Origin of the sequence: Halomonas sp. MCCC 1A13316 (assembly GCF_014931605.1) — a bacterium.
Lineage (GTDB): Bacteria > Pseudomonadota > Gammaproteobacteria > Pseudomonadales > Halomonadaceae > Halomonas.
Genome location: NZ_CP053382.1, coordinates 1,147,243 through 1,173,756, shown reverse-complemented (window position 1 = coordinate 1,173,756; position 26,514 = coordinate 1,147,243). Strand labels below are relative to the sequence as shown.

Annotated in this window: 18 protein-coding genes; 11 read left to right on the top strand and 7 right to left on the bottom strand. The window is 61.7% G+C overall.

What is annotated here, in order from left to right:
- Positions 1-33 precede the first annotated feature (33 nt).
- Positions 34-8,532, bottom strand: coding sequence for a GH36-type glycosyl hydrolase domain-containing protein (locus HNO52_RS05535; RefSeq protein WP_232090587.1), 8,499 nt, complete (start codon positions 8,530-8,532; stop codon positions 34-36).
- A gap of 310 nt (positions 8,533-8,842) precedes the next feature.
- A complete protein-coding gene (locus HNO52_RS05530) occupies positions 8,843-9,085 on the bottom strand; it encodes a hypothetical protein (RefSeq protein WP_197568189.1) in 243 nt (80 codons plus the stop codon).
- A 352-nt stretch (positions 9,086-9,437) separates the two neighbouring features.
- On the opposite strand from HNO52_RS05530, the gene HNO52_RS05525 reads away from it, so the two are divergent.
- Positions 9,438-9,683: a hypothetical protein gene (locus tag HNO52_RS05525; protein WP_197568188.1), complete on the top strand. Its 246-nt coding sequence runs from the start codon at positions 9,438-9,440 to the stop codon at positions 9,681-9,683.
- Between the two features lie 53 nt (positions 9,684-9,736).
- On the opposite strand, the gene HNO52_RS05520 is transcribed toward HNO52_RS05525, so the two are convergent.
- The 4 genes from HNO52_RS05520 to HNO52_RS05505 all read right to left on the bottom strand — a co-directional run bounded on the left by HNO52_RS05520 (position 9,737) and on the right by HNO52_RS05505 (position 15,854).
- Complete coding sequence (locus tag HNO52_RS05520; protein ID WP_197568187.1) at positions 9,737-10,678, bottom strand: carbon-nitrogen hydrolase family protein; 942 nt, start codon at positions 10,676-10,678, stop codon at positions 9,737-9,739.
- A 91-nt stretch (positions 10,679-10,769) separates the two neighbouring features.
- Positions 10,770-12,170 (bottom strand): FAD-binding oxidoreductase, encoded by a 1,401-nt coding sequence (locus HNO52_RS05515; RefSeq protein ID WP_197568186.1) that lies wholly within the window; start codon positions 12,168-12,170, stop codon positions 10,770-10,772.
- 280 nt (positions 12,171-12,450) lie between these two features.
- Positions 12,451-14,475 carry a CocE/NonD family hydrolase gene (locus HNO52_RS05510; protein ID WP_197568185.1) on the bottom strand — a complete coding sequence of 675 codons (2,025 nt, stop codon included), beginning with the start codon at positions 14,473-14,475 and terminating at the stop codon, positions 12,451-12,453.
- Entirely contained in the window at positions 14,472-15,854 is a 1,383-nt protein-coding gene (locus HNO52_RS05505; RefSeq protein ID WP_197568184.1) for an ATP-grasp domain-containing protein, read from the bottom strand. The genes HNO52_RS05510 and HNO52_RS05505 overlap by 4 nt, the downstream gene beginning before the upstream one ends.
- A 218-nt stretch (positions 15,855-16,072) precedes the next feature.
- On the opposite strand from HNO52_RS05505, the gene HNO52_RS05500 reads away from it, so the two are divergent.
- The 4 genes from HNO52_RS05500 to HNO52_RS05485 are packed head-to-tail and all read left to right on the top strand — an operon-like array spanning position 16,073 to position 19,457.
- The gene (locus HNO52_RS05500) at positions 16,073-16,600 is read left to right on the top strand and encodes a helix-turn-helix domain-containing protein (protein WP_197568183.1); all 528 of its coding nucleotides are present in this window, start codon (positions 16,073-16,075) and stop codon (positions 16,598-16,600) included.
- Positions 16,597-17,343 (top strand): AzlC family ABC transporter permease, encoded by a 747-nt coding sequence (locus HNO52_RS05495; RefSeq protein WP_197568182.1) that lies wholly within the window; start codon positions 16,597-16,599, stop codon positions 17,341-17,343. The genes HNO52_RS05500 and HNO52_RS05495 overlap by 4 nt, the downstream gene beginning before the upstream one ends.
- Positions 17,336-17,686 (top strand): AzlD domain-containing protein, encoded by a 351-nt coding sequence (locus HNO52_RS05490; protein WP_197568181.1) that lies wholly within the window; start codon positions 17,336-17,338, stop codon positions 17,684-17,686. Before HNO52_RS05495 ends, HNO52_RS05490 begins: the two co-directional genes overlap by 8 nt.
- 40 nt (positions 17,687-17,726) lie before the next feature.
- On the top strand, positions 17,727-19,457 hold the full coding sequence (locus HNO52_RS05485; protein WP_197568180.1) for an ExeM/NucH family extracellular endonuclease: 1,731 nt from the start codon (positions 17,727-17,729) through the stop codon (positions 19,455-19,457).
- Between the two features lie 361 nt (positions 19,458-19,818).
- On the opposite strand, the gene HNO52_RS05480 is transcribed toward HNO52_RS05485, so the two are convergent.
- Positions 19,819-20,481, bottom strand: a complete 663-nt coding sequence (locus HNO52_RS05480; protein WP_197568179.1) for a GntR family transcriptional regulator — start codon at positions 20,479-20,481, stop codon at positions 19,819-19,821.
- Between the two features lie 154 nt (positions 20,482-20,635).
- Here HNO52_RS05480 and HNO52_RS05475 point away from each other — a divergent pair, with 154 nt between their 5' ends.
- The 6 genes from HNO52_RS05475 (at position 20,636) to HNO52_RS05450 (ending at position 26,494) form a co-directional block, all read left to right on the top strand.
- Positions 20,636-21,208 carry a chromate transporter gene (locus HNO52_RS05475; RefSeq protein WP_197568178.1) on the top strand — a complete coding sequence of 191 codons (573 nt, stop codon included), beginning with the start codon at positions 20,636-20,638 and terminating at the stop codon, positions 21,206-21,208.
- The gene (locus HNO52_RS05470; protein ID WP_197568177.1) at positions 21,205-21,735 is read left to right on the top strand and encodes a chromate transporter; all 531 of its coding nucleotides are present in this window, start codon (positions 21,205-21,207) and stop codon (positions 21,733-21,735) included. Before HNO52_RS05475 ends, HNO52_RS05470 begins: the two co-directional genes overlap by 4 nt.
- Before the next feature lie 98 nt (positions 21,736-21,833).
- Complete coding sequence (locus HNO52_RS05465) at positions 21,834-22,796, top strand: Bug family tripartite tricarboxylate transporter substrate binding protein (protein WP_197568176.1); 963 nt, start codon at positions 21,834-21,836, stop codon at positions 22,794-22,796.
- A 56-nt stretch (positions 22,797-22,852) separates the two neighbouring features.
- A complete protein-coding gene (locus HNO52_RS05460; RefSeq protein ID WP_197568175.1) occupies positions 22,853-23,335 on the top strand; it encodes a tripartite tricarboxylate transporter TctB family protein in 483 nt (160 codons plus the stop codon).
- A gap of 14 nt (positions 23,336-23,349) precedes the next feature.
- Complete coding sequence (locus HNO52_RS05455) at positions 23,350-24,867, top strand: tripartite tricarboxylate transporter permease (RefSeq protein WP_197568174.1); 1,518 nt, start codon at positions 23,350-23,352, stop codon at positions 24,865-24,867.
- 19 nt (positions 24,868-24,886) lie between these two features.
- Complete coding sequence (locus HNO52_RS05450; RefSeq protein WP_197568173.1) at positions 24,887-26,494, top strand: gamma-glutamyltransferase family protein; 1,608 nt, start codon at positions 24,887-24,889, stop codon at positions 26,492-26,494.
- Positions 26,495-26,514 lie beyond the last annotated feature (20 nt).

Genomic DNA, 26,514 nt, shown 5'->3' with positions numbered 1-26,514 from the left:
AATTCAAAACGATGCAGATGCTTATGGGCATGCCTATTCAATAGCCGAAAGTTGAGCATTTGGCAGAGCCACTGCCAGATGGTGCCGGGCGCCGTCGAGATGCACCCGGACCTCTCCTTTTTCGCAGTCTATGTCTTTACCATCGAGATGGGCGTGAGCAGTAACGAAACGCGCCTTGGGAAACTGCTCCACATGAACGGTGTAATGAGTAGAAGCCACTTCGATGGTCGCTTCGAAGCCCGGCCAGGCAGCGGGTAGACAGGGGGCAATGGTCAGATAATCGCCTTCGCGGCGAATACCCAGGATGCCTTCGAGCCCCGCTCGATACATCCAACCGGCAGCCCCTGTATACCAGGTCCAGCCGCCTCTACCGACATGCGGAGCAACGGAATAGACATCGGCAGCGACCACATAGGGCTCGACTTTATAGCGCGAGACCTCCTGAAGCGTACGGGCATGATTGATGGGGTTGAGCATCGAGAACAGGTCGGTGGCTTTATCGCCCTCTCCCAGCTGGGCATATGCCAGTATTGCCCACATCGCGGCATGACTGTACTGGCCGCCATTTTCTCGGAGCCCGGGAGGGTAGCCGCTGATATAACCCGGGTCGCGCGCGGGCTGGTCGAAGGGCGGCCAGAACAGCAGGGCAAGCCCGGGATCTGCGCGAAGCAATTCGCGCTCCAGCGAGCGCATGGCGGTTGCGGCCCGCTGAGGATTTGCCGCACCGGATAGTACCGCCCAGGATTGCGCAATCGAGTCGATACGGCATTCCTCGCTCTCCTGGGTACCGAGCCAACTGCCGTCGTCGTAGGTCGCCCGCCGATACCATTGGCCGTCCCAGGCGTGATGTTCGAGCGAATCCCGCAGCGAGGCTGCATGGGCCCGCCAGCGGCTGGCACGGGCAGCTTCCGAGCTGCGCTGTTCGGCAAGCGGAGTGAATATGTCCAGGGTGCGTACCAGCAGCCAGCCCAGCCAAACGCTCTCCCCCTTGCCCGCTTCTCCCATCCGGTTCATGCCATCGTTCCAGTCGCCGCCGCCGATCAGCGGCAGGCCATGCTCACCCGTCAACGCCAGGCACTGGTCCAAGCCGCGGGCGCAATGCTCGTAGAGCGAGGCGATTTCGTCGGCGATCATGGGCTGGAAAAAGGCGTCATGCTCGCCGTCACCGAGCAAGGCGCCTTCCAGGAAGCTCACCGGCTCGTCCAGTACGGCGGCATCTCCCGACGTCGCGATGTAGAGCGCACTGGCATAGGCCAGCCAGACCCGATCATCGGATATGCGGGTCCGGACGCCCTGACCGGAATGGGGCAGCCACCAGTGCTGCACATCCCCTTCGACGAACTGTCGCGAAGCGGCACGCAGCAGGTGAGCTCGGGTCGTCTCGGGGCTGGCAAAGGTCAGGGCCATGCCGTCCTGCAGTTGATCGCGAAAACCGTAAGCGCCACTGGCCTGGTAGAAGGCGGAACGGGCCGTGATGCGACAGGCGATGGTTTGGTAAAGCAGCCACCCATTGAGCATGATGTCCATGGCACGGTCGGGAGTGGAGACTTGCACTGCACCAAGCTGCTTCTGCCAGTAGGCCGTGACCTTGGCGAGCTCGGCATCAAGATCGGCCTCGCGATAACGGATGATGAGGTCTCTGGTTTCGTCGTCGGAGCGGCACTGCCCAATGAACGCGACGACGTCTATCGTCTCACCCACCGCCAGCTCGATGGTGCACTGCAGGGCTGTGCAGGGATCCAGGCCGGCACCGGTGGCGCCGGAAAGCGGGGTGCGACCGGCAAGCCCCGCAGGAGAGGCCAGGTTGCCCCCGTGGCCGAGAAATTCAGCGCGATCCGCTGTCCAGGCCGTTTGCAGATCGCACAGGTCGGCAAAGGCAACGCGACCGGGGAACGCCATGTTCCATGGATTGCGTACGAACATTGCGCCACTATTCTCATCCCGCTGCGTTATCAGGAACGGGCCTGACGAACTTCGAGACCGGCCAAGCGACCATTCCACGTAAGCGGTAACGGACAACCGGCGGGGCCGCCCAGAGCGGTTCTCGAGGGTCAAACGCGAAATACGAACAGGATCGTCGAGCGGCACGAAATGCACGAGGCCAAGTGCGATACCGTGTGCCTCGTGCTCGAAGCGGCTATAGCCGAAGCCGTGCCGGGCGACATAACGCCCCTCGTCACGCACCGGTAGTGCCGTGGCCGTCCACACCGCGTGGGTCTCTTCATCGCGCACGTAGATCGCGTCGCCGCTGGGGTCCATTACGGCATCGTTCGCCCAAGGGGTGAGCGGGTTTTCGCGGCTGTTGTCGGCCCAAAGGTAGCCTGAGCCTTCCGCCGACACCTGGAAACCGAACCCGGCATTGGCTATCACGTTGAGCCACGGGGCCGGCGTGGAGCGCCCTGCCTCGAGTACGGTCACATACTCCCTACCCTGCTTGTCGAAGCCCCCCAGGCCATTGAAGAATTCGAGAGCCGGCGGAGTCTCAGCGCCCGGCGCCTCATCTACCGTCTCGCGCGGAATCGCCTTCTTTGAGGCCAGCTCAGCTGGTGGGTAGCGAAGCGCGGGAGGGATCAGCGCGAGCTGATCGGCAATCGGCCCGCGGTGTGCCAGCAGCGCCACCCGCGCCACGGACTGCAGCAGAACACGTGCGTCGAGCCTCATCAGATCGGCACGCAAGGTGATGACCGAGCCCTGGGCATGGCCCTCATCGATACGTGGCCGCGACTGGCTGCTGTGCACCGCGGTCTCGATGGCTTGTTGGAGGTCCTGCACATAGGAGGAGGCACGTTCGTTGACTATCACCAGGTCGACGCCGAGACGTTTCATGCGCCAGTACTCGTGAGCGCGCAGCAGCTGACGAACCTGAGCCATGTCATCGATCGAATCGATGCGCAGCAGGACGATCGGCAGATCGCCGGAAATGGCGTGCGGCCATAGTGCCGACTGCGGGCCTGCCCCGCGCGCAATGGCCTCGCGCGAGGCCCTGAAACGGGGATCAGCATACAGGATGGGAGCGGCCAGGCGTTGGAAGTCCGCCGCTTCATCGAGGCTGATGGCCAAGTGACGCAGCTGAACTTGCGCCTGGGTCCAGGCCAGCGTCTTGGCCCGCTCAAAGGCGCTGCGGTCGTGGTGCTTGTCGATCAGGTCCAGCAGCGCCTCGCGCGATCTTGCCACGACGGTCCAGAAGGCGATACGGGCCACTTTGCCGGGGGCAACCCGGAGGCGATGGCGTAGCGAAAATATCGGATCGAGCACCGTGCCGGTGGTATTCGTCAGCGGCTGCTTTCCGGTCAGGGCAGCGGCTGTCGTCACCGTGTGCCCCCGACCGATGAATCGGGCACGATCAGTCTCGTATTGCGTTTCGCCCAGGAGCTGCCCTTCCACTACAGCGAAATGGGCGGCCCAGATCTCTGCCTCGTCCGGCCCACGCCGGCGTCGGGTGGCGATCAGTGCATCGAACTCATCGAGGTACTCGGTGACCACGAACAGCTTCGCGAAGGCGGGGTGGGCATTATCGGTAGCCGGTGTGGTCAGCACCAGTTCCGAGTATGAGGTCACCTCGATATCCCGCGTCTGCCGTCCACTGTTGGTCAGCGACACGCGCCGCACCTCGCTGTCGTCCTCGCCCGAGACAAGGACATCGAGGTGGGTGACGAGATCACCATGACTGTGCGTAAAGCGGGCATAATCCTCGGCAAAGAGCACGTCGTGGCGGTCCTTCTCGACACCCATGTCTTCGCCGGGCATGGGGCCGCTGGCCGACCAGGCGTGGGTCATGCGGCTGTCGCGCAAAAAGATGAAACTGCCCCAATGATCGCGGGTCGCATCCTCTTGCCAGCGACTGATGGCGATATGTCGCCAACGGCTGTACCCCGCCCCCCTCGCCGTCAACATGACCGAGTAGCGTCCGTTCGACAGCAGATGGGTCAGCGGCCCCCCTTCGTTCGTTGACGTAATACACCGAACCGCATGGCTCTCGTTGAGCGTCTCGCTCGGCGCCGACTTTACTTCCTCGGCACGCGGGTGAGCGATGGCGGCATCACGCGGCAGGCGTTCCTGCAGCAAGAGTTCGCTGGCCTGGATAATCGGCTCACGATGGAAACGTTCGCGCATACGGCCGTCATGCAGCGTATTGGCGATGGCCACGATGGTCATGCCCTGGTGGTGGGCCATGAAGCTACGCACGATAACGACTTCCTCACCCTCCGGGACACGCGAGCGAGTGAAGTCTAGCGCCTCGTAGAAACCAAGGCGGCCCAGTGCCCCCATGTCAGCGAGCCGCACGAAGTTGCGACGTGCACCAAGAGGATCGACCATGGTCGCCAGGCCCGTCGCATAAGGTGCCACGACCAGGTCGGCAGAGAGGCCACGCTTCAATCCCAGGCCGGGCACGCCGAAATTGGAATACTGGTAGGTGAATTCCAGGTCGCGGGCGTTGTAAGCGGATTCGGAGAGCCCCCAGGGGACGCCCAGCGAAGTGGCATACGCCATCTGGCGCTTGACCACCAGGCGGTTGCTTTGCTCGAGGAGGCTACCCGCGGGGGCGCGCATCACCAGCGACGGCATCAGGTATTCGAACATCGAACCCGACCAGGAAATCAGCGCCGAACCATGATCCAGCGGCGTGGCCGTACGCCCGAGGCGGAACCAGTGGCGCGTGGGTACATCGCCCTTGGCAATCGCCAGCAGGCTGGCCAGCCGCGCTTCGGAGGCGAGCAGGTCATAGCAACTGCTGTCGAGGGTATTTTCTTCCATGGAGTATCCGATCGACAGTAACTGCCGCTCAGGAACGAGCAAGAAGCCAAACTCCATCTCCAGCGCCATGCGCCGCGCCGTGCCAGCGATGTCTATGAACCGAGCCCGAAGCCGGTCTCGGAACTCGCTCTTGGCAATCAGCTCTCGCTCGCGGCAATGCTCGTCTACCGACGTGTGCAATGCGCCCACCCAGAACAGAACCTCTTCGGCCCAGTGACCTTCGAGGTTTTTCAGGGCCCCTTGGGCCATGCCCGCGGTGCGGTCGCTGAGTCGTTTCAGCCCCGGCAACCACGCCTCGTGATTGGGGTCTCCCTGCAAATGCGCCGCTACATCACCCAGGCCAGCCTTGAGCGATGTGAGCCCCGCGCCATGTGCCATGGGCGTCGCCTCGAGAGCCACCTGCGCCAGGTGGACGTGATCCGCAATCCCTGGGCGAGGATCGAATGACAGGTCGGTTTCCAACCACATCTCGCAGGCATTGGCGACCACCAGCAGATGGCCCGCAAGATTGCCGCTGTCGACCGAGGAGACGTACTTTGGGTCCAACGGGCGAAGATCCTGGGTGCCATACCAATTGAAGAAGTGCCCCCGATAGCGCGGCAGGGTCTGCATGATGCCCAGCGTGGCCTCGAGACGCTCGGCGCCAGCCAAGGCACCTAGCCAACCGAAATCGCGAGCGGCCAAGACCGAGAGAAGATAAAGCCCCATGTTGGTTGGGGAGGTACGCCGAGCAATGACGGGTTGTGGCGTTTCCTGGAAATTGTCCGGCGGCAGCCAGTTGTCGCGCGCCGTGACGAACGTTTCAAAGAAGCTCCAGGTGCGCCGAGCGATCAGTCGCAGTTCACGCGCCTCGGCCTCCGATAGCGCGTGCTGCGGCGCCAGACTCCGCGGCCGGCTGATCCACGCGGCAATAGCCGGTGCAGCCAGCCAGAGCAGCGCCAAGGGCAGTACCACCGGCCAGGCCCCTGGGGCATGGCTCACGGTGCCCAACGACACCACTAGAGCCAATGCGGTCCCGGGCGCCATGCTCAGGTAAAAGCCCGTCAACGTCAGTCGCGGGCGCCCCATCGACTGGGCGGCGGTCGTCCACTCGAGCAGATGGCGGCGAGTGATCGATACGCGTACCAGGGTCCTGACGATGGCATCCAGCATTCTCCAAGTTTGGTCGGGCAGTAAGGCAACCCACAGCAGCGTCTGGGCCGACGCTAGCTTCAGCTCGAGGATCCATTGGTGGAAATAGTGAGGCCAGTTGACGCCCGCTCGAGTCGGAACCAGCGATATCAGGAGGGGCAGCAGCGTGGGCGCAGCGATGGCCGTGACGACAAACAGCGTGCCTGCCAGCGCCGCCTGCAGCGGCAACAGCCAACTGACCACGAGACCCGCCAGCAGCAGCGGCGTCAGTAGCGAGCGGCGCATATTGCCCAGCAGTTTCAGACGCCCGGTCCAGGGCATCTTCCGCGCAAAAATCCATGGCACCAATTGCCAGTCTCCGCGGGTCCAGCGATGCTGGCGCTTGGCGGCGACATCGTAGCGGGAGGGGAACTCCTCGATGACCTCTACATCCGAGGCGAGACCGGCACGGGCGAAAACTCCTTCGAACAGATCGTGACTGAGCACGCTGTTCTCAGGGATCCGTCCGCTGAGTGAAGCTTCGAACGCATCGACATCGTAGATGCCCTTGCCGGCGAAAGAGCCCTCGCCGAGAAGATCCTGATACAGGTCGGAAATGGTTGCGGCATAGGGGTCGATACCCCCGGGCGCGGAGAAAAGGCGTTGATAGAGCGAACCCTGTTGACCCAACGGTAGCGAAGGCGTGACACGGGGCTGGAGGATGGCGTAGCCCTCCATGACACGCTGGTGGCGTTCATCGAACCTGGGTCGGTTCAGCGGGTGTGCCATCTTGCCGATTAGCCGGCTGGCCGAGCCACGGGGCAGGCGAGTATCGGCATCCAGAGTGATGACGTAACGCACGTCGCTCGGCAGAACGGCTGGATTCAGGAAGGTGGTATCACGGGCGCCACGAAGCAGGCGGTTGAGCTCATGCAATTTGCCACGTTTACGCTCCCACCCCAACCAGCAGTTTTCGCTGCGATTGAACACCCTCCTACGATGCAAGAGATAAAAACGCTCGTCACCCTCACTGTCGCCATAGCGGTGATTCAGCTGTTCGATTGCCATACCGGCGGCGGCCAGCAGCGGGGCATCCTCGGCGATATCCTCGTGCTGGGCATCGACCCCATCGGTCAGCAGAGCGTAAACAATGGCGCCGCCTCCGCTGGCCAGGTGATGAACCTCCAGCCGTTCGATCTGCTCCTGCAGGTCAGCCTCGCTGGTCAGCATCGTCGGTACGGCGACCAGTGTACGGAGTGAGGACGGAACACCTTCGGAGAGGTCCAGGCTCGGCAAGGGCTTCGCACTGACGGTGAAAATAATAAGGCGATTGACCAGCAGCGTAGCCACTTCGGTGGCGGGCAGCAGCCCCAATAACCCCAGTAACGACAGCCACCCCAGCGGGGACTCACCTGCGGAAAGTGATAGCGACCATAACGTCCCTATTACCAGCACCAGCAACCCGACGGTGACGAGCGCAATCAGGCCGACATAACCGCTCATGCCGTACGATAGAAAGGCCTGCCGCAAGCGCTCGCGCGGCGAAGGTCGAAAGCCGATCGCTTGCTCTAGTGAAGGCCGGCCTGACGCAATCAGGAAATAACCTGGGTCGCCCAGCCGGGCGGCCTCGACCGGACCTTCAGCATTCGCCGTCGCCTCACGCGCCGCGGCCAGAGCATATTCCACGACTTCCAGTTCCTCATGCCCGGAACCTCGGGCCAGTTGCTCTACGGCACTGCGGTAACTATTGCGTGTGGGGAAATCCTGCGTCGCGAAGGGGCTGCCTTGGTTCAGTCGTGCGTCGACCAGGCTGACGCTTTCGAAAAGTTCCGACCAGTCGATACTCGATACCAAGCGCATGCTGGTAATGACGTTGCGCACGGTGACGTTGGCCGCACCTTGGCGCTGCTGAGCCTGCTGAACCATGTCATCGATGGAGTCGCCCTGGGCAGCGACTCGCCCCTCCAACCAGTCCACCATGGGGTTGGCTCGCGAGTCCAGCCCTCGCAAACGCTTGGCCAGTTGGGCGACGAAAGGCGCTGCCAGTGGCTTCGTGTTACGCGGAGGCGTAGCTTCAGCCAAATTGGCACGATGCCCCTCGGGAGCGAGCCATCGAGTCGCCAGCGAGTCAGCCTGGTTGCGCGCCGCCTGTTCGCTGACGATCTGATCGGCAAGGCGTCGCAGGTTCTCGACAAGCACGATTCGCAGGGTAATCGCTACCGCCCATAGCTCGCCGATACTCAAAGGCTGAACGCGTTGATAGGCGGCAATGAAGCCTTGCAGGTTATCGGGATCGAGGTGGCTATCGGTATGGGCGACAAAGGCCCAGGCCAGGCCGAAGACACGCGGATAGCCGGCAAAGGGGCCTTCGGCCAGTTTCGGTAGCTGTCGATAATAACCGGGAGGCAGGTCGCCGCGGATCTCACGGATCTGGGCTTCGATGATATGGTAGTTGTCGAGCAGCCAGGCCGCGGCGGGAACGATATCTCGCCCTTCTGCCACCTCTGCGGCACTGGCGCGATATGCCTTCAGCAGAACCTGGGCGTTATCCTCGAGCCGTCTTGCCAGTGGCAACACCCGAGGGGGCTTGTCAGTGACACGCTGAGCCAGCGCAAGGCTGCCGGCGTGCTGTTCGAGCCGTTCGGCACTGAACAGCTCTTGCCGCACCGGGGCCGTGTCATTCCACGGCTTTGACGAGGCAAAAACCCCGAATGCAATACGATGAAGAAAGGCCACAAGTGCTGTCCTGGTCGATGCGTCTTACCCACTGGGGCAGGCAATATTTCACTACCAGCATCATGCAAAAAAACCATGCTCCTGTCGGTTCGCTAGCGCACACTCCTTGCTGGATCTGGACGTAAAGAAGCCGCTTAAGCGCGCTAGCGCACTGAACGTTTGGACGGGTTGGGGCAATATCGGTTGGTCGCCGCCATGCATTTCGCGGATGGCGTCACCGAGGCCGCCGATATGAAAAACTTTAACGCTCAGCCAGCCAACACTCGTGCCCCATGGTGCTTACATCCATTCGTCGCGCGCCGCCCCGTAGTGACTTGACCACATCCTCAGGCGAGACGCAGCGGGCAGTCATCGAGGGTCTGCGATCGATCATTGCATTCCATATCTGGCGAACTTCATCATAATTAGGGTCGTAGGGGATAATGACACTCCCCTCGAATTCGTCCGTGAACTCCTTCAATGTTTTTTTTGACATCTGATTCATGACGTTCACCATGAATAGTACTTAAGGACAGGCTAAAGACTGCTTCCTGATGGAGTGAACTTTCTTTGACCAATCTGGCAGGGGCAGCACGACTCACAGCAAGTTCATGTAAAGAAGGCGCTTCGTCAGAGGGCGCCAACAGTATAGCCCGGGATTCAAAACACCTCGCTTTTTCTATAAATTTAACGATCTTCAAAAAAGCTGGGAGAGGAAACATTGTTGTTTATATTTATATATCTAAATTAACTATTTCTGGTTCTACCTGCCACGCAGCGTACTGGTGCGGTGTGACTAGCCAAGCTGCCGCAGCATTGCTATGGGTTAGAGAGGAATCTTCAGGGAGAACGACACCGTGACCCAGCATGAAAGAACCGTGATGGCCTTCGACGATCAGGGCCGCGAGTACATGATCGACATGTTCGCCAATCCCCGCGAGCTCAGCGAAATGCAACACGAAGGGGCCGTTCGAGGCACGCCCACCTTCCGCACCCACGACGGACACGACGTGAGCTACCTGGGCAACGGCGAGTTCATGGTGATGGTGCCCGGCGAGGAAGGTGGCGTGACGGTGAGGACAGACGACTCAGAGTTCGTGTAGCGCGAGATTCGGCATCCAAGGCCGACTGTCAGCTTCGAGCGGCCGCGGGTGAGTCAGGCATCGTTAAAAGTGGCTGGTGGCTGCGGGGCGCGATTGACCGTCAACGAGAAGATATCTGGCCGGCCGTAGTGGCCTGCCACGTCCAGTGATCGCCGTGCCCGCAGTGCCGATTCGATCTCGATCCGTGCATACAGTATTCCCTTTTCACGGTTCAGTGGCCCCGCCGAGACACTGCCCGACGGAGCGACGACCACAGCGTTGCCCTCGTTGATCCACTCGTCGGGCGTATAGAGCCTGTCACGTTCGGGGAACGTGTCGGGGATATCGCTTCCCTGGAGGGCAGTCGCGGTACCTATGACCCAACATCCACCCTCCTTGGCGATATGTCGCAATGTCGCGAGACAGGTATCGCTGGAGTCCCAGGTGGGATTGATGAAAATTTCCATGCCTTGGGCATACAGGGCATAGCGCGCCAGCGGCATGTAACACTCCCAGCAGATCAGGCTGCCTAGCCGGCCGGCATTCGTCTCCACGACCCGGAGACCACTGCCGTCTCCCATGCCCCAGACCATTCGCTCAGGATTGGTCGGCATCAGCTTGCGGTGGCGATTCAGCAAGGTTCCTTCCGGACCGATCACCACGACACTGTTGTAGAGGGTCGTACCACTGTAGCGACTGTCGATTTCATTGATGCCCAGCACCAGGGTCAAGCCATGGCGGGCCGCTGCATCCTGCAGGGGAGCAAGATGCCCGGAACGCAGGTCAACGGCGTTTTCCCGTAGCTGGGCATGGATTTCGCTGGTCAAGGCCATGTCCCCGCCCGGTTTGAGTCGCCAAATCCAGGTGGGATAGCCCGGAATATACGCCTCAGGAAAAACGAGGAGTGTCGCCTTTTCCGCCACCGCTTCCTCGATCGAATCCAGCATCTGCTCGATGGTCGCGTCTCGCTGGAGCATTACCGGAGGTTTCTGGATGACGGCAACCTGGGTAGCCATGACCGCGCTCCTCGTGTGTGGCGGGCGAAGCGCCACTCAGCTCGCTCGCCGCCCTGAAGAATCCGACACCAAGGTATTGTCCAAGGGCTTGTCAGGCAGCCGGCATCGGGGCCGGATTGATGTTCTGGTTGATGCGAAAGACATTCGTCGGATCGAATTTATTCTTGAGTTCCACCAGCCGACCGTAGCTCGGCCCATAAGCAAACTCGATGCGCTCGGCCTCGTCCCCGGTCAGGAAATTCACGTAGGCGCCGTCACTGGCATAGGGTTTCGATCGGGCGAAGAAGTCTCGCGCCCAGGCAATACAGTGCGCGTCTTCGTCCGCCGTTTCCCAACGGGCATGGACGTTCAAGACGTAATTGGCGTCGCGGCTCGCGTAGGCCATTGCGTCAGGCTGCGCTCGGCCGGCCTGCCCTCCTATCGTGCCGATGAAGATTTCACACTGCGAGGACGGCAGTGAATCGGCGTATTCCACGATGGCATCGATAGCCCCTTCGCCCAGGCTTGAGAAATTATGCGATTTCCAATAGTTGCGGGCCCCCGCGGTCAAAAGCCCATCGAAGGCTTGCTGCCAGGCTATGTACGGCTGCACCGCGATATGCTCACCGTGCGCGGTGCCGAAGCCTCTCAGCGGCTCGATGGACCGCTCCCCTTCGGCAGGATCGCCGGAATAGCATAAGGCGAGCGCCACGACCTCCTTCCCGTGAACCTCCTCGGGCAGGAAGGGCAACGGGGGGGCCTGGCGGGTGACCATCCAGACGTTAAGTTCATCCGGCATCGTCTCGGTGAAGCGGGCAAACTGGGTGATCACCGATTTCGCCTGATCGAAGGGAAAGACGATGAGACCGCACAGCACGTTCGGCCCCACGGGATGCAGCTGGTACTCGAAACGCGTCACGATGCCGAAGTTACCCCCGCCACCGCGAAGGCCCCAGAAGAGGTCGGGGTTTTCCTCTTCGCTGGCGTGCAACTGGCGGCCATCCGCCGTGACCACGTCCATGGCGAGCAGGTTGTCTATGGTCATGCCGTACTTGCGGCTGAGCCAACCGAAACCACCGCCCAGGGTCAGACCGGCCACCCCCGTGGTGGAGTTGATGCCCAGCGGCGTGGCGAGGCCGTGCTGCTGGGCGGCGGCGTCGAAATCACCGAGAGTGCAGCCCGGCCCGACGGAAGCCCGTTGATGCGCCTGGTCGATATCGACTTGCCTCATCAGCGAAAGGTCGATCATGAGCCCCTCATCGCAGACGGCGTTGCCGGCGATGTTGTGCCCTCCGCCGCGAATGGAGAAAGGCAAATCGTGCTGGCGCATGAAGCTCAACGACTTGATGACATCCTCAGGCGAGACACAGCGTGCTATCAGGGAGGGCCTGCGATCAATCATGGCATTCCAGATCTGGCGAACTTCATCGTATTGCGGATCCTCGGGAAGCACGACGTCCCCCTCGAAATCAGAAATAAAATGCTTCAATGCCGTTGTCGATACGTTCTTCATCACAATCACCCTGCATGAGGCTCAAGCGCAGGCATGACCTGCCCCCGGGCAGATAATAAGGACTTCGACCAGTCTGGCGATTGTGCAACACGACTCACAGCAAGCCCGTGCGAATGAGGGCGTTTCGTCAGAGAGCGCCAACAGTATAGGCGGGCAATTACCTTCTCACCCGGTTTCTTTCTTTTAATACAAATGCTCTAGAATCCAAAAAATATTATAAAAAGTGTGAGTATATACTAACGTATTACTACTCCTACTCCGTCATTCGAGTCAGCATTGACTATACCAACCGCCTGGGAATGGCGTAGTCCCAACTGTGGCAAAACACCCTATGTTCGCCTTCATAGGCATCAAGCGTCGCGTGTAGATGAAATTCCTGAATGTCGGATGTCAGCACGGTGCATGTCGTCGTACTTACTTCCCAGTCATCCCGCTTGAGTGAACGGTGCCAGCTCACCTTTGCCCGTACCGAATCGAAGTCGTCAGCGCACGATTCATAGGTCTCCACCGAGCGCATCTGGACCTCGATTCCACTATCCTCGAGTCGCACCCGGCCATTGTCGTTGATTACCTCCAGGGTCGAGCGGTCTTCCGCCAGGTCGCGATGCACATACCAGTTGTGATGGCCGGGTTCGAGACGCCGGGTGGGGATGGACGAAGCTCCTTCCGCTACACCGAAAGGCGTCAAACCGGCATCCGACTCCCGGGGGGGACGGACGGGAAGAATCAGAGCGGAATGCTCAAGGGAGAGCGTCAAGCGCACCGGCTCGGGTGGCGGCCACGCCAGCGGCCAGTAAGAAGTCGATAGCGAGAGACGCAGGCGATGGCCGCGAGGAAATTTTTGGGCAACGTCATTCAACTGCACCTTGGCTCGATAGTGGCGACCCGGTTCCAGGGCGGACGGAACCTCATGCCCACCGCGATGGGTGAGATTGAGCAGCCCATAGGTCACCCGCGTCGCCTTGTCATCCGGCGCCACGTCGGAAAGGCGTACGGCTAGTTGGGCGACAGGGCGATTGGCCGCGACGTATAGCTCCAGCTCCGGCGCACCCATGATCTCCAGCGCTTCCTCCAGCGGAGGACTATCAAACGTGAGGGCGCCCCCGTCTTCCTCTCGCTGGTCATGGGCCAGGTCGGGTCCTGCGGCATAGGAGCACCACTTGCCGGCGAACAAGCCGCACGTCAGCGGCGACTGCACGCTGCGGGTGTCGTCATCGCGGCGGCGTTTTCCATCCACTACCAGCCGACCCGGTGCCAACGGCAGACGCCATGGGGCAACGTGGGGTGAAGGCCAGGAGGGCTCCGCCACCCAGCGCCCGGGGCGAAAGCCGGGAGTGGTTGTCGGGGGCATGCTGTCCTGCATCCAGACCCGGATCGCGGGATCCTCGTCGACGCCTCGATCCTCTTCCTTGAGCCACTGATCCCACCAGCGCAGGCACTCCTGCAGAAACCCGACGGCCGGCCCCGGTTCGCCGAGATGAGGATATTTGTGGCTCCAGGGGCCGATCAGCCCCTTGCAGAGATCCGGTAGGTGCTGTACCAGCCGCTTGACGGCATTCGAATAGCCGTCGGCCCAGCCGCTGGCGGCCAGTACCGGCACCTGCACGCGGGAAAAATTCTCGCAGATGGAGCCATGCTTCCAGTAGGCATCTCGATGCGGGTGCGAAAGCCAGGTGGCCAGCCACAACCCGCTGCCCTCCAGCCGTTGGTGCCACATTTCGCGCCAGGCCTCACCCACTACGCTGGGGTCGGGCGGCATTGAGTTGTAGGCGAACATGGTGGAAGCCCAGGAGATGTTGTCTCCCAGCAGGCAGCCGCCCATGTAGTGCACGTCATCGGCATAGCGATCGTCGGTGGAACAGACGCTAACCACCGCCTTGAGTTGCGGGGGGCGGCGGGCAGCCAGTTGCAGGCCGTTGAAGCCGCCCCAGGAAATACCGATCATCCCTACCCGGCCGTTGCACCAGAGTTGGGCGTCCAGCCAATGCAATATCGCCTCCCCGTCCGCCAATTCCTGTTCCAGGTATTCATCCTTCAATACCCCTTCGGAATTGCCGCTACCCCTTAAGTCGACCCGAAGCGATGCATAGCCATGCCCGGCGAAGTAGTAATGATGAATGGCGTCTCGCCGGGCGGAGCCATCCTGCAGGCGATAAGGAATGTATTCGACTATTGCCGGTACCGGATCGTCAACGGCTCCCTCGGGCAACCAGAGCCGAGCGTGGAGTCGAATGCCATCGGCCATGGGTATCCAGACCGAGTCCAGGCGTTCTACCCGGTGAGGAAAATCGCTCACCACTCTCATGTTGATGCTCCGTCATCCGGTCCGGCTGCGCTCGCGCCCTGGCCGGCGAGCGGCTCGATGTCGAACGACAGCCTGTCGCTGCACCAGGCGATGCGAGACAAGAGTTCGTCGTGACTGTCGGCCCCGATGAACAGCACGCCCAGCTCCCAGGAAAAGGAATCTTGGTGTCGCAAGTCGGAGAGCCGCATGCCCTCGTGAACATCGATATCGACCACCGTGCCAGGAAACGCCTCCTCAACGCATTGGATGTCTTCCCGGGAAGGGACTCGGCGCACCACGCCGTCTTCGAACACCCTCAGCATCTGCTTGGCCGCCAGCGGATAGAGACCTTCGCGATGCGGCATGCGTGGGGCCATGCCCAATGCCACGTCTACCATCACCTGGATATGCGGCGCCCCATCGACCAAATGAAAGATGGCCGCATGAGAGCGCGAAATACGCGTATTGATCTCGAGCAACCAGACGCAGTCGTTATCAGTTTCGTAGAAAAATTCGATATTGAACGGCGCATCATCGTAACCGACCTGCCCGATGATGCCCCGGGTCGCAGCCAACATCCGCTGCTGCACAGGCTCAGGTAAGGTTGAGGGATACTCGTAGCGCATCAGCACTGAAGGGTGCTGCGAGTCACGGATGCTGTCCACCGTTCCGGTGAGGTGTACTTCACCGTGCTGCACGTAGCCTTCAAGGGTACATTGCCGCCCTGAGGAGATGATGGATTCGAGGATACAGTGATGCCCGGTTACCGCCGCTATCTCTTCGGGCAGTTCGACATAGGCCATGACGTCGTCGAACGGCCTGCCGAAATGCCCTATTCCCTTGCGTATCAGCGGTAGGACATCACGCAGTTGCTCGACATCGGCCACATGGAAACCCAGGCGCGAGGAGTGAGCCTTCACCGGTTTGATCCAGAAGGGATAGTCGATGTGTATGCTTTCGGTGGCGCGATCGTCGAAGGGATCGAGCATCTGAAAAGACGGAACGTACTCGGGGACCACCTTGGCCTGCTCGAGGCGGCTCCAGTACTTATGCTCGCACTTGAGAACCGCCTCAAGCGAAGGGCCGCGCAGCCCAAGGCGTTGGCACAGTACTGGCGCCAGCAAACTGGTGGGAAAATCCCAGTAGCCGACAATCGCGTCCACCGAGCCGGGAAACTGTTCGAGCTGATCCAAGGCATCCTGCAGCAAGCGGTCGAAGCGATACTCGTCAGCGTGCACCACCTCATCAAGCGCCAGCAAAGGATGGATTACATATTCTTCGGCATGCCGCAGATGCGGCAGCAGATGATCACTCAGCTCATCCAAGCCGATCATGAAGATGTTCCAGGCCATGGTCTCTACCTCGCTTCCCAGAGTAACGGTGACGAGGTAGCGCTCCACTCCGATGCCTTAGCCGCTTCCCCTCTTTCAAGCATGGTAGTTCACGTTGAAAACACCTTGATCCAAGGCAAGCCAGCGGCGGTAATCCGGCGTCGCACGACACACTTAGCCGTAGCGCCTTCTAACTGCATGTATCCACAATTATACGCGTCTAGTTGACATACCACTGTTCCTTTTATAGAACGTTCGTTAAAAGGAACAACACGAGGTATCCTCAATTGGACAAACTCTCCCTCGGCACCCTGGGTCAGCACCTGCAGAACCTGCGCCAGGCGCAAGGCTTGTCGCTATCGCAACTGGCCGCCGCTGCCGGTATCGCCAAGTCGAACCTGTGTCGCCTGGAGCAGGGCAACGGCAACCCCACCCTGGATACCATCTGGCGCCTGGCGGTACAGCTGAAAGTGCCCTTCGGCACCCTGGTGGCGCCTATTGCCGTGCCCCTGGGCGAGGATGGCGTGGAGGTACGCCTACTCGACCAGGGCAAGGACACACCACAGGTTGACGCCTACTGGATGCGCTGCGCGCCGCATACCCTGCGTCTTGCCGAACCCCATACCCCCGGCGCCCGGGAATCGCTCACCCTGATCAGCGGTACGCTGGAGGCAGGCCCGGAAGGTGACACCCGAACACTCGCGGCCGGAGAGACCCTCACCTTCGCCGCGGACCGTCCCCACCTTTACCGCACCGGGGAAGCCTGGGCCACGCTGCTGCTCAGCGTCATCTATCACGAGGAACCCACGCCATGAACCTGCAAGCCGCTTCCTCGCCGTCCCGTCCCTGGCTGACCGGCATGAGCGAGGCCATCCCGCTGCTCGGCGGCTATGTGCCGGTGGCCATCTCCTTCGGGTTGATCGCGACCCAGGCCGGATTCAGCGCCTGGGAAGCCGTCGTCATCTCGACGCTGATCTATGCCGGCGCCTCGCAGTTCCTGTTCGTCGGCATGGTGGCCGCCGGCGCACCGCTATGGCTGGTGGTGGCCATGACGCTGCTGATCAACCTGCGCCATGTGGTCTATGCCCCTAACCTGGCACCCTGGCTGACCTCCAGCCGCCTGTGGCCTTGGCTGATGCACGGCCTCACCGACCAGGTCTTCGCCCTGGCTCATGCCCGCCTGCCCCAGTTGCCGGTATTCCAGCGCCTCGGCTGGTTCGGCGGCGCCGCGCTGCTGGCCTGGATGAGCTGGATCGGTGGCACGGCCCTGGGAGCGTTTGCCGGCGGCGAACTGGTCGCCCGCTGGGCCCTGATGGGTGAGATCCTGCCCTTCGCCCTGCCCGCTCTCTTCCTGGTGCTGATAGCGCCCCGCTTCACCTCACGGCGCTGGAGCCTGGCCCTCGGCCTGACCATCCTGGCCGCCCTGGCGCTGACCGTAACGGGCCTGACCAACCTGGCGATTCCTCTCGCCGCCGCCTGCGGCGCCCTGTGCTTCCAGGTCGTCAAGTTTGACCACACCCAAAGAAGCGAACACGCACAAGGAGAGCGCCATGAGTAGCACCCTGTGGATAGCCGTTCTCGCCTCGGCGCTTGGCACCCTGCTGATACGCGTGCTGCCACTGTTCTGGATGCAGCGCCGCCTCGCGCGGCAAGGCAACGGCGACAGCCTGGAAGCGATGCCCCAGTGGCTGAGCCTGCTCGGGCCGGTAATGATCGCCGCCGTGTTCGGGGTATCGCTGATGCCGGTGACGCCCAGCGCCACCTCCTGGCTGGCCACCGTCATCGGCGTTCTCGCGACCCTGGCCGTGTGGTGGTACAAACGCACCCTGGGCTGGCCGGTGGCGGCCGGGGTGGCCGCCTATGGCGTGGTGGTGATGCTGGCGGGCACTGTTGCTTTCTAATGTAGCCAGGACGGTGTCAGCTTTTGCCACGGAGAGCCCCATGACCATAACAGCCCAGCCGCGCACTACCGGCCAGCGCCGACCCCATGCCGTATCCCGCCAAACAGGACCAATCGCCCTGCTGCTGGCCTTGCTGACGGCAACCTCGACAGCGACAGCCGATTGCCCCGGCCCATCCAGTTTCGACCTTGCCGCCATCAGAGGCCTTGGCGAGGCTCCAGCCCTGCGCACCGGCCGGGAGGTGGTCGTCGACGGCGTGGTGACCGGCGAGTTTCTCGGCCGCGACCGGCTGGGCGGTTTCTATTTGCAGCAAGCGACGGAGCATGGCCCCGTCGGCCTGTTCGTCTATATGCCTGGCGCAACCTCGAGCGATGGGGCACTCATCGCTCCCGGCACACATCTGCAACTCCACGCCCGTACCGGCGAGTACCGCGGCCAGATCCAGCTGCAGCGGGTGGAGCGGATCGAGACCTGTGCCCGCGATCGACTGCCCGAACCGCTGGCAGTGAGCTGGCCACTCAGCGAGGATCAGCTGTCACGCAAGGAGGGTCTGCTACTGACGTTTCCTCAGGCGCTGATCGTCACTGGCAACGACGAACTTGCCCGCTACGGCTCCCTGAAACTGGCCTCAAACCGCCTGTTCCGGCCCACGAATACGCCCGGCGAGGCCCAGCAGCGGGACATCCTTGGGCTGGACGACGGCAGCTACCGCGGCTTTCCGAGCCCCATTCCCTACCTGGATGCGAACGGCACCCGCCGTGTCGGCAGCAGCGTTCAGGGCCTGACGGGGATACTTACCTACGCCTTCGACGCCTACCGCCTGCACCCGAACTTCGAGCCGCACTTCGAGGACACCAACCCCCGCCCGGGGCCGCTGCCAGCGCCGGGAGAACGGCTGCGGGTGGCGACCTTCAATGTCGAGAACTACTTCACCAGCCTGGGCCAGCGCGGCGCCGAGAGCGCCGAAGCGCTGGAGCGCCAGCGAGCCAAGCTCGCCGCCGCCGTCAGAGGACTGCAGGCCGACATCCTGGCCCTGGTGGAAGTCGAGAACGATCCGCGTGCCCTGGCCGACCTGGTCGAGCAGCTGAGCGAACGGACCGGAGTCCGCTATCGCGCGGTCGGGGGAGATGCCGACCTCGGCTCTGATGCCATTCAGCTCGCCCTGCTCTACCGGCCAGACCGGGTGGAGGCCGTGAGCGAGCTACATGCGGACAACGATCCCGTTCACCACCGCCCACCAGTGGCGGCCTTCTTTCGCAGCGTGGACGGCGGCCCGGCCTTCGGCGTCGTCACCGCCCACTTCAAGTCAAAGACCGGCTGCCCGCCACGGGGCGATATCGACCGCGGCCAGGGCTGCTGGAACCAGCGCCGGGTGGCGCAAGCGCAGGCCATGCACGGCTTTCTCGACCGCCTCGCTGTCGCCGAAGGACACGAGCGCCTGCTACTGATCGGCGATCTCAACGCCTACGGCGCCGAGGACCCCATCCACACGCTGACCCACGCAGGACTGGTCAACCTGATCGCCCGGGAGCTGCCGCCGGAACGCCGCTATAGTTATGTGTTCCACGGTGAGTCGGGGTACCTGGACCATGCCCTGGCCAGCCCCGAACTGGCAGCGGCAGTGGCAGAAGTTCGCCCTTGGCCCATCAATGCCGACGAGCCGCCTTTCCTCGGCTACGACGGGCCGGACAACGCAGCGCCGCACTTCCGCCCCGACCCCTTCCGCTCATCAGACCACGATCCGATCGTGGTGGACTTGGAGTGGCCGTGACCTACTGGGGTTGTGGGTGCGGCCCTGCCCGCCGCGGTGTTCGGATACCAGGTCTTCGGCGGAACGCACACGGCGCCCCCCGTCGATTACAACACGCCGGTGGGAAGACGCCTACGCTTATCGCTGTTGATGCTGCGGCTCTGAACAGGGACTCGATGCCGAGAGAGTCGAAGAGCTCGTCCTTGTCGGTGCAATGAGTCACGTCTGCATCAATGCGACCAGCCGTGCGGGTGCCGGCTATCAGTGCCGCTGGGCGGCGCCACGGTTTAAGCTATGGTTCGACTGGGATGCAATCTTGACCTGGTAGCCGCTAGGTAGCAGTGACGTCTTAGCTGAGGCTCTGCGTCTAACTTCAACGCATCTAAGGAGCAAAGCTGCCGAGGGCCACTTCGTACGAGCGCTGAATATGGTCTTCCATCAGTTCCCTTGCTGTCTTGACGTCCCTGGCCAGGGCCAGTTCCACCAGTTCACCATGTTGTGCATCCAGGATGCGTCTGACTTCCGGATCGCCAGGCGCCAAACGCCGATAGCGGTCAAACTGATCGTGCAATTGCTCAATGAAGCGCAGCAGCCACGCGGAACCGCAGGGAGCTACTAGCGTGCGATGGAAGCGCATGTGCAGCCGCTCCCACTCCTCGTCCATCTCCGGTACCGCATCGGCACGCTTCAGTCGATGTGCCGCTGCTAGAAGCTCTGATTCCCACTCGGCGTCACCTCGCTGAATGGCCCGTTCCAGCGCCATTCCTTCCAGTTTTTGCCGCATGTCTGCAACATCTTCGAGCTCGTCGCGTACCAGACGCGGCACCCGGAAGCCACGCTGGTTCTCCTGGATCAGCAGGCCATAAGCCGCGAGGCGATTGAGGGCTTCACGCAGCGGACTCAAGCCTACTCCATAGCGCTCCTTGAGGGCACTGATCGCCACCTTTTCGCCGGCGGTGAACCGTCCATTGACCAGATCCTGCCGCAGGGTGTCGTAGATCCTGCTGGAGGCCGTCACCCCCTCCTTGCGTTCGATAATGCCCATGCTACCTCCCCGTGACCGTCACACATTGAGGGTTGACGCTGCTTTCTTTTGCAAACTATATTCTAGTTCAAATAATCGTTTTTCTGGCGCAAAAAAGCAATTATGACAATAAACCAATTTATAGCACTAAGATCGACCATCCGAGGTTGGGCCCATGATTGACCAGTCGCCCGCTTCGCTGAGCAAGGTTTTCTGGGCTTTTACCCGCATCGGCCTGCTTGGCTTCGGCGGCGGGCCGGCCATGATCCCCCTGGTCCGCGACGAGGTCGTCACCCGTCATCGCTGGTTGGATGACGATGCCTTCGCCGACGTGCTCGCCATTGCCAATACCCTTCCCGGGCCCATCGCCACCAAGATGCCGGGCTACATCGGCTATCGCATTGGAGGCATCGCCGGCTGCGTTATCGCCGTCGCTGCCGTCATCGTTCCCATGATGCTTGCCATGATCCTGTTGCTGGGTCTGTTCAGCCGTTATCGCGATGTCGCCTGGATCCGCGGGATGGGATACGCCGTCGTGCCCGTGGTCATGGTCATGATGGGCCAGCTGACGCTGGACTTCTGGAACAAGTCGCGCCTTTCCCTGGGCCCCTGGTTGAGCCTTGCGATGGGGGCGGGATCAGGGGTGCTCATCTACCTGCTCGGTCTGCATCCCGGCTGGATCATCGGTGCCCTGCTAGTGACGGCGATGGTCTCACCGGAACCACGTCCGAGGGAGGCCCGTGAATGATTCACTGGGAGCTGTTCCTTGCCTTTTTCATTCCCAACATCATCGGTTACGGCGGAGGTCCTGCGATCATTCCGCTAATAGAGGCGGAAGTCGTGGGACGCTATGGCTGGATGACAGCCCAGGAATTCGCCGAAACCCTGGCGCTGGGCAATGCCTTGCCAAGCCCCATCGCCACCAAGATGGCCGGTCAGATCGGCTTTGACGTCGCCGGTGCCAGTGGCGCTGTCGTCGCTGTGCTGGCCACTGTGGTGCCTTCCCTATTGCTGATGCTGGGCGCTCTGGGACTTCTTTACCGTTACCGTGACTCGCCCCGCGTCAAGCGTATGAGTCAGTGGGTACGCCCGGTCATTGCCATGATGATGGCCTGGCTGACTTGGAGCTTCTTCACCGAAGGGCTGGAGACGGCAGGCCTTGTGCATACCCTGCTGATCGGCTCATTGGCGGCCGTGGCACTGCTGCGGCTGCGAATTCACCCGGCCTTTATTGTGATGGCCGCTCTGGCCTACGGGGGGCTCTTTCTCGGCTGAAAGACCCAGAACAAGAATCGATACGGAACACGCGCTCAACCGTGTTCGGCGCAGCCCGAACCTTACGACAAAAGCCACAACATCCGAGGTGTTACATCATGATGCGCAACAAGCTGACTCCCATCATTGCCACTCTTGGCCTTGCCATTGCCGGCAGTGCCCAAGCTGACTACCCGGAAAAGGACATCCGCCTTATTATTCCCTACGGCCCAGGCGGCGCCACCGATATCATCTTCCGGTTGATCTCGAAGGAGGCCGAAGAGCATCTGGGCGAATCGGTTGTGCCTGTGAACATGGCCGGGGCCGGCGCGACACTCGGTTCACGCAACGTCAAGGATGCCGATCCCGATGGCTACACCCTGTTGGGCAGCCATGACACCATTGCGCTCTCCAAGCTGGCCGGCACCGTGGACTACTCCTACGATGCCTTCGAGCCCGTCACCCTGCTGACCCAGACCATCAACCTTCCGGTTGCCCACGCCAATCATCCCGTCAAGAGTGCCGAGGAGATCGCCGACTACGTCAGCGAGAACCCCGGAGAAGTCCGCTTCAGCATGATCCCGAGTTCAACCGACCACTTCTTCTGGGTGCAGTTCTTCGATGCCGCGGGCATCGACATGGCTGACGTGCGCCTGGTCGGCTATCCCGATACCGGCGAGCAGGTTTCCGCCCTGCTTGCCGAAGAGATCGACTTCGCCATGTTCAACCTGCCTTCCGCCGGGGCCTTCTTCGAGGATGGCAGCTTCACCCCTCTGGGCGTGGCGCATCCCGAGCGGCTCGATAGCCTGCCCGATATCCCGACGCTGCGCGAGCAGGGTATCGAGATGGACCACTCCACCAGCCGTGGCCTGTTCGCTCCCAAGGGAACGCCGCAGGAAGTCCTCGACACCCTGGCGGACGCCTACGGCAAAGCGCTGGAAGATGACGAGGTCCGCAGTCGCATCGAGAACGACTTCGGCTCGGTAGTGCGCTACCTGCCCGGGGAGGAGTACCAGGCCTTTCTGGAGGAAAATGAGGCAGCCCTCACCGCCGCTGCCGAAAACATCGACTTTCAGAACTGAGACGTAGCGAGCCCCCGGAGGCCCAAGTCTCCGGGGCAAGCACGGAGAGCAAGACCATGCTGACCTTGACCAAGGACCGCGCCCTGGCACTCGCCATGCTGGTCATCACCGGCATCCTGATGGCAGAGACGCGAAACATCGCACCGCCCACCAGCTGGCAACCTTATGGGTCAGCTCTATTCCCGCAGATCCTGCTGGGCATCATTGCCGTCCTGTCCTTGCTACTGCTGCTACGCACCTGGTTGGTATCTCAGGGCGTAGCCAGCAGTGAACCGAGTCGGCCACGCCGCTCCCTCACCGAGTGGGTCCGACACAATGCCACTGTACTGTCCCTGTTCGGCTTGTTCGGACTCTATGCCCTGCTACTGCCGCTGATCGGCTATCTGATTGCCACGCTGGCCTTTTTGATGGCCTCACTGGCCTTGCTGCTGGGTATCGATACGCGCCGCAAGTGGCTCATCAATTTAGTGGTCTCGTGCACTATTGCCCCGTTGGTGTACGTGATCTTTCGTTTCGTCCTCAACGTCTGGCTACCCTGACGACGGAGTGACTAATGGCTGACTTTTTTTTACAAGCGCTTGCTCAGGTCGGCACTCCGTCGGTGCTGCTGCTGATCCTGATAGGTGTGCTGTTCGGTATCATCGGCGGGAGCATACCCGGCTTCACCGTGACCATGGCCATCCTGGTGGTGTTTCCCTTCACCTTTGCCATGGATCCCGTGAGTGGCGTTTCGCTGATGGTCGGTGTGTTCGTCGGGGGTTATTCGGGCGGCATCGTTTCCGGTGTGATGCTGGGGATACCCGGCACACCCTCCTCCATCACCACCGTCTACGATGGTTACCCCATGGCCCAGCGTGGGGAACCTGGGCGCGCGCTTGGCATCGGCGTCGCCGCCTCGTTCATCGGCACCCTGATCAGCGTGGCCGTGCTGGTCTACTTCGGTCCGTTGCTGGCCAGTTTCAGCATGAACTTCCGTCCTTGGGAGATCACGGCCTTGATCATCTTTGCGCTGACGCTGGTTGCCGGTCTCTCGCATGGAGCCCTGCTCAAGGGGCTGCTGGCCGCCGCCCTTGGCCTGTTGATCACCACGGTGGGTTATGACCGCAACAGCAACCTGCGCTTCGACTTCGGCTTCGATGCCCTCGGTGCTGGGTTCGAGATGCTTCCGGTGATGATCGGTATCTTTGCTTTCTCCCAGTTGATGGGGAATCTGGAGAAGCTGCGTGACGATCCGCAATCTGCCAAGGGCGCCAATACCAACGTCGCCATCCCCTACACGCGGATCCTGCGTGACATGGCCGGCCAGAAACTCAACACGCTTCGTTCGTCTTTGATCGGCAGCCTGATCGGCGCCCTGCCGGGTACCGGCGGCACCGTGGCCAACTTCGTCAGCTACGACCAGGCGAAGAAGTTCTCGCGCCACCCCGAACGCTTCGGCACCGGCATACCGGACGGTATCGTGGCTTCCGAAGCCTCCAACAGCGCGGTGGCAGGCGGGGCCTTCGTGCCGACCCTGGCACTGGGCATCCCCGGCGATCTGCCCATGGCCATCATGATGGGCGTGCTGATCCTGCACGGCATCACCCCCGGGCCGCTCATGTTCGAACAGAATCCGATATTGGTGGGGGCCATTTATGCCAGCCTGATGATCGGCGCGGTGGTGATGGTGCTGTGTCAGCTGCTATTGGTACGCTGGTTCGCAAAGATCTCTCTGATACCGCAGCAGATTCTGGTTCCGGTCGTGCTGATGCTGTGTGCCATCGGTTCCTATGCCCTGAACAATAACTTGTTCGATATCTGGGTGCTGTTCGCCTTCGGCATCCTCGGCTACCTGCTCTGGAAGGCCTCGGTACCCCTTACCCCGCTGATTCTCGGCGTGGTGTTGGGAGACAACCTGGAGCGTCAGCTGTTCCGCGCCCTGGAACTCGATAGCAGTTGGCTGACTTTCCTGACGCGGCCACTCTCGGCCCTCTTCTTGTCCCTGGCCGTCGCCTCCGTGATTTTCTCGCTCTACCAGAACCGCAAGATTCAGCGCCTTCAGGCCGATGAGGCCACGTCCCGCAACGCCTGACATCTTCAGAGGAACCCCTATGCAATTTGATGCGCGTTATTACCCCAGCCCCTCCCGTCGCATGGCAACGTTTGGTCGTCGCGGCATGGTCGCCACCTCACAGGCCCTAGGCGCCGAGGCGGGCATGCAGATCCTGCACGAGGGCGGCAATGCCGTGGATGCGGCAATCGCTACCGCCGCGGCGCTCACCGTGGTGGAGCCCACCTCCAATGGGCTGGGCAGCGACGCCTTCGCCATCGTCTGGATGAATGGAGAACTCCATGGCCTGAACGCCAGCGGGCCCGCACCACAGGCGGCCACCATCGAGGCTGTCAAAGGTCTTGGTCACGAGGCGATGCCCGAGCACGGCCTGATTCCCGTGACGGTTCCCGGCGCCCCTGCCGCTTGGGCCAAATTGTCTGAACGCTTCGGTCGATTGCCTTTCGCCAAACTGCTGGCACCAGCCATAACACTGGCCGAGGAAGGCTTCCCGATCTCACCATTGGTCAGTCAGCTATGGGAAGAAGCTTTCGAAACCTATAGCCGCTACAGTGAAGAAGCCTTCCAGCCTTGGTTCAAGACCTTCGCACCTAAGGGCCATGCACCACGCCCCGGCGAGATGTGGTCATCTCCTGATCATGCGCGCAGCCTGCGACTGATCGCTGAAACCCATGCCCGTGCCTTCTATGAGGGCGAGCTGGCCGACCACATGGATGCCTTCTTCCGCGAGCACGGCGGACTGTTGCGTCGCGAGGATCTCGAAGCCTTCACACCGGAGTGGGTGGAACCGATCAGCACCCGCTACCGCGAGCACGATATCTGGGAAATCCCGCCCAACGGCTGTGGCCTGATCGCTCTTCAGGCACTCGGCATGCTGGAGCACCTAGGGGAAGAAGTAAGGGATCCGGTCGAGACACTCCACCGGCGCATCGAAGCCACTAAACTGGCCTATGTGGACGGTCTGCACCACATTACCGACCGTGATGCGATGCACCCGAGCGTAGAGCAGATGCTGGCCGAGCCGTATCTCAAGGGGCGTGCCGCCATGATCGGCGACCAGGCGTTGGATCCCGTGCACGGCAACCCCATCACCGGCGGTACCGTCTATCTCGCCACTGCAGACGGCGAGGGCAACATGGTCTCCTTCATCCAGAGCAACTTCAAAGGCTTCGGCTCGGGCATCGTGGTACCCGGCACCGGCATCAGCCTTCAGAACCGCGGCTGGTCGTTCAAGCTAGATAAGAATCACGCCAACGCCCTGGCTCCGGGCAAGCGCACCTATCACACCATTATTCCCGGCTTCATCACACGCAACGGCCAGGCGGTGGGACCGTTCGGCGTTATGGGGGGGTTCATGCAGCCCCAGGGCCATGTCCAGGTGATCACCGGCATGCTCGATGACGCTCTGAATCCGCAGGCTGCGCTGGACATGCCACGTTGGAAGTGGACGAAAGGGCGCACCGTCGAGGTGGAACCCCACTTCCCCGATCATCTGGCCCAGGCGTTGGCGCGCCGCGGTCACCACATCGTCAAGCAGGCGGATTCCGTGAGTTTCGGTCGTGGGCAGATCATTCTGCGCGACGCGGAAACCGGGGTGCTTTGCGGCGGTACAGAGCCCCGCACAGATGCCGCGGTATTGCCTTGGTAAGTAACCGGGCGACTGCCGGC

What these genes read in the sequence shown, in the direction of transcription:
- HNO52_RS05470 (WP_197568177.1), top strand. Translation starts at nt 21,205, where the DNA reads ATGATTCACTGGGAGCTGTTCCTTGCCTTTTTCATTCCCAACATCATC.
- HNO52_RS05495 (WP_197568182.1), top strand. Translation starts at nt 16,597, where the DNA reads ATGAACCTGCAAGCCGCTTCCTCGCCGTCCCGTCCCTGGCTGACCGGC.
- HNO52_RS05455 (WP_197568174.1), top strand. Translation starts at nt 23,350, where the DNA reads ATGGCTGACTTTTTTTTACAAGCGCTTGCTCAGGTCGGCACTCCGTCG.
- HNO52_RS05465 (WP_197568176.1), top strand. Translation starts at nt 21,834, where the DNA reads ATGATGCGCAACAAGCTGACTCCCATCATTGCCACTCTTGGCCTTGCC.
- HNO52_RS05485 (WP_197568180.1), top strand. Translation starts at nt 17,727, where the DNA reads ATGACCATAACAGCCCAGCCGCGCACTACCGGCCAGCGCCGACCCCAT.
- HNO52_RS05450 (WP_197568173.1), top strand. Translation starts at nt 24,887, where the DNA reads ATGCAATTTGATGCGCGTTATTACCCCAGCCCCTCCCGTCGCATGGCA.
- HNO52_RS05510 (WP_197568185.1), bottom strand. Translation starts at nt 14,475, where the DNA reads ATGAGAGTGGTGAGCGATTTTCCTCACCGGGTAGAACGCCTGGACTCG.
- HNO52_RS05475 (WP_197568178.1), top strand. Translation starts at nt 20,636, where the DNA reads ATGATTGACCAGTCGCCCGCTTCGCTGAGCAAGGTTTTCTGGGCTTTT.
- HNO52_RS05515 (WP_197568186.1), bottom strand. Translation starts at nt 12,170, where the DNA reads ATGAAGAACGTATCGACAACGGCATTGAAGCATTTTATTTCTGATTTC.
- HNO52_RS05480 (WP_197568179.1), bottom strand. Translation starts at nt 20,481, where the DNA reads ATGGGCATTATCGAACGCAAGGAGGGGGTGACGGCCTCCAGCAGGATC.
- HNO52_RS05520 (WP_197568187.1), bottom strand. Translation starts at nt 10,678, where the DNA reads ATGGCTACCCAGGTTGCCGTCATCCAGAAACCTCCGGTAATGCTCCAG.
- HNO52_RS05490 (WP_197568181.1), top strand. Translation starts at nt 17,336, where the DNA reads ATGAGTAGCACCCTGTGGATAGCCGTTCTCGCCTCGGCGCTTGGCACC.
- HNO52_RS05530 (WP_197568189.1), bottom strand. Translation starts at nt 9,085, where the DNA reads ATGAATCAGATGTCAAAAAAAACATTGAAGGAGTTCACGGACGAATTC.
- HNO52_RS05460 (WP_197568175.1), top strand. Translation starts at nt 22,853, where the DNA reads ATGCTGACCTTGACCAAGGACCGCGCCCTGGCACTCGCCATGCTGGTC.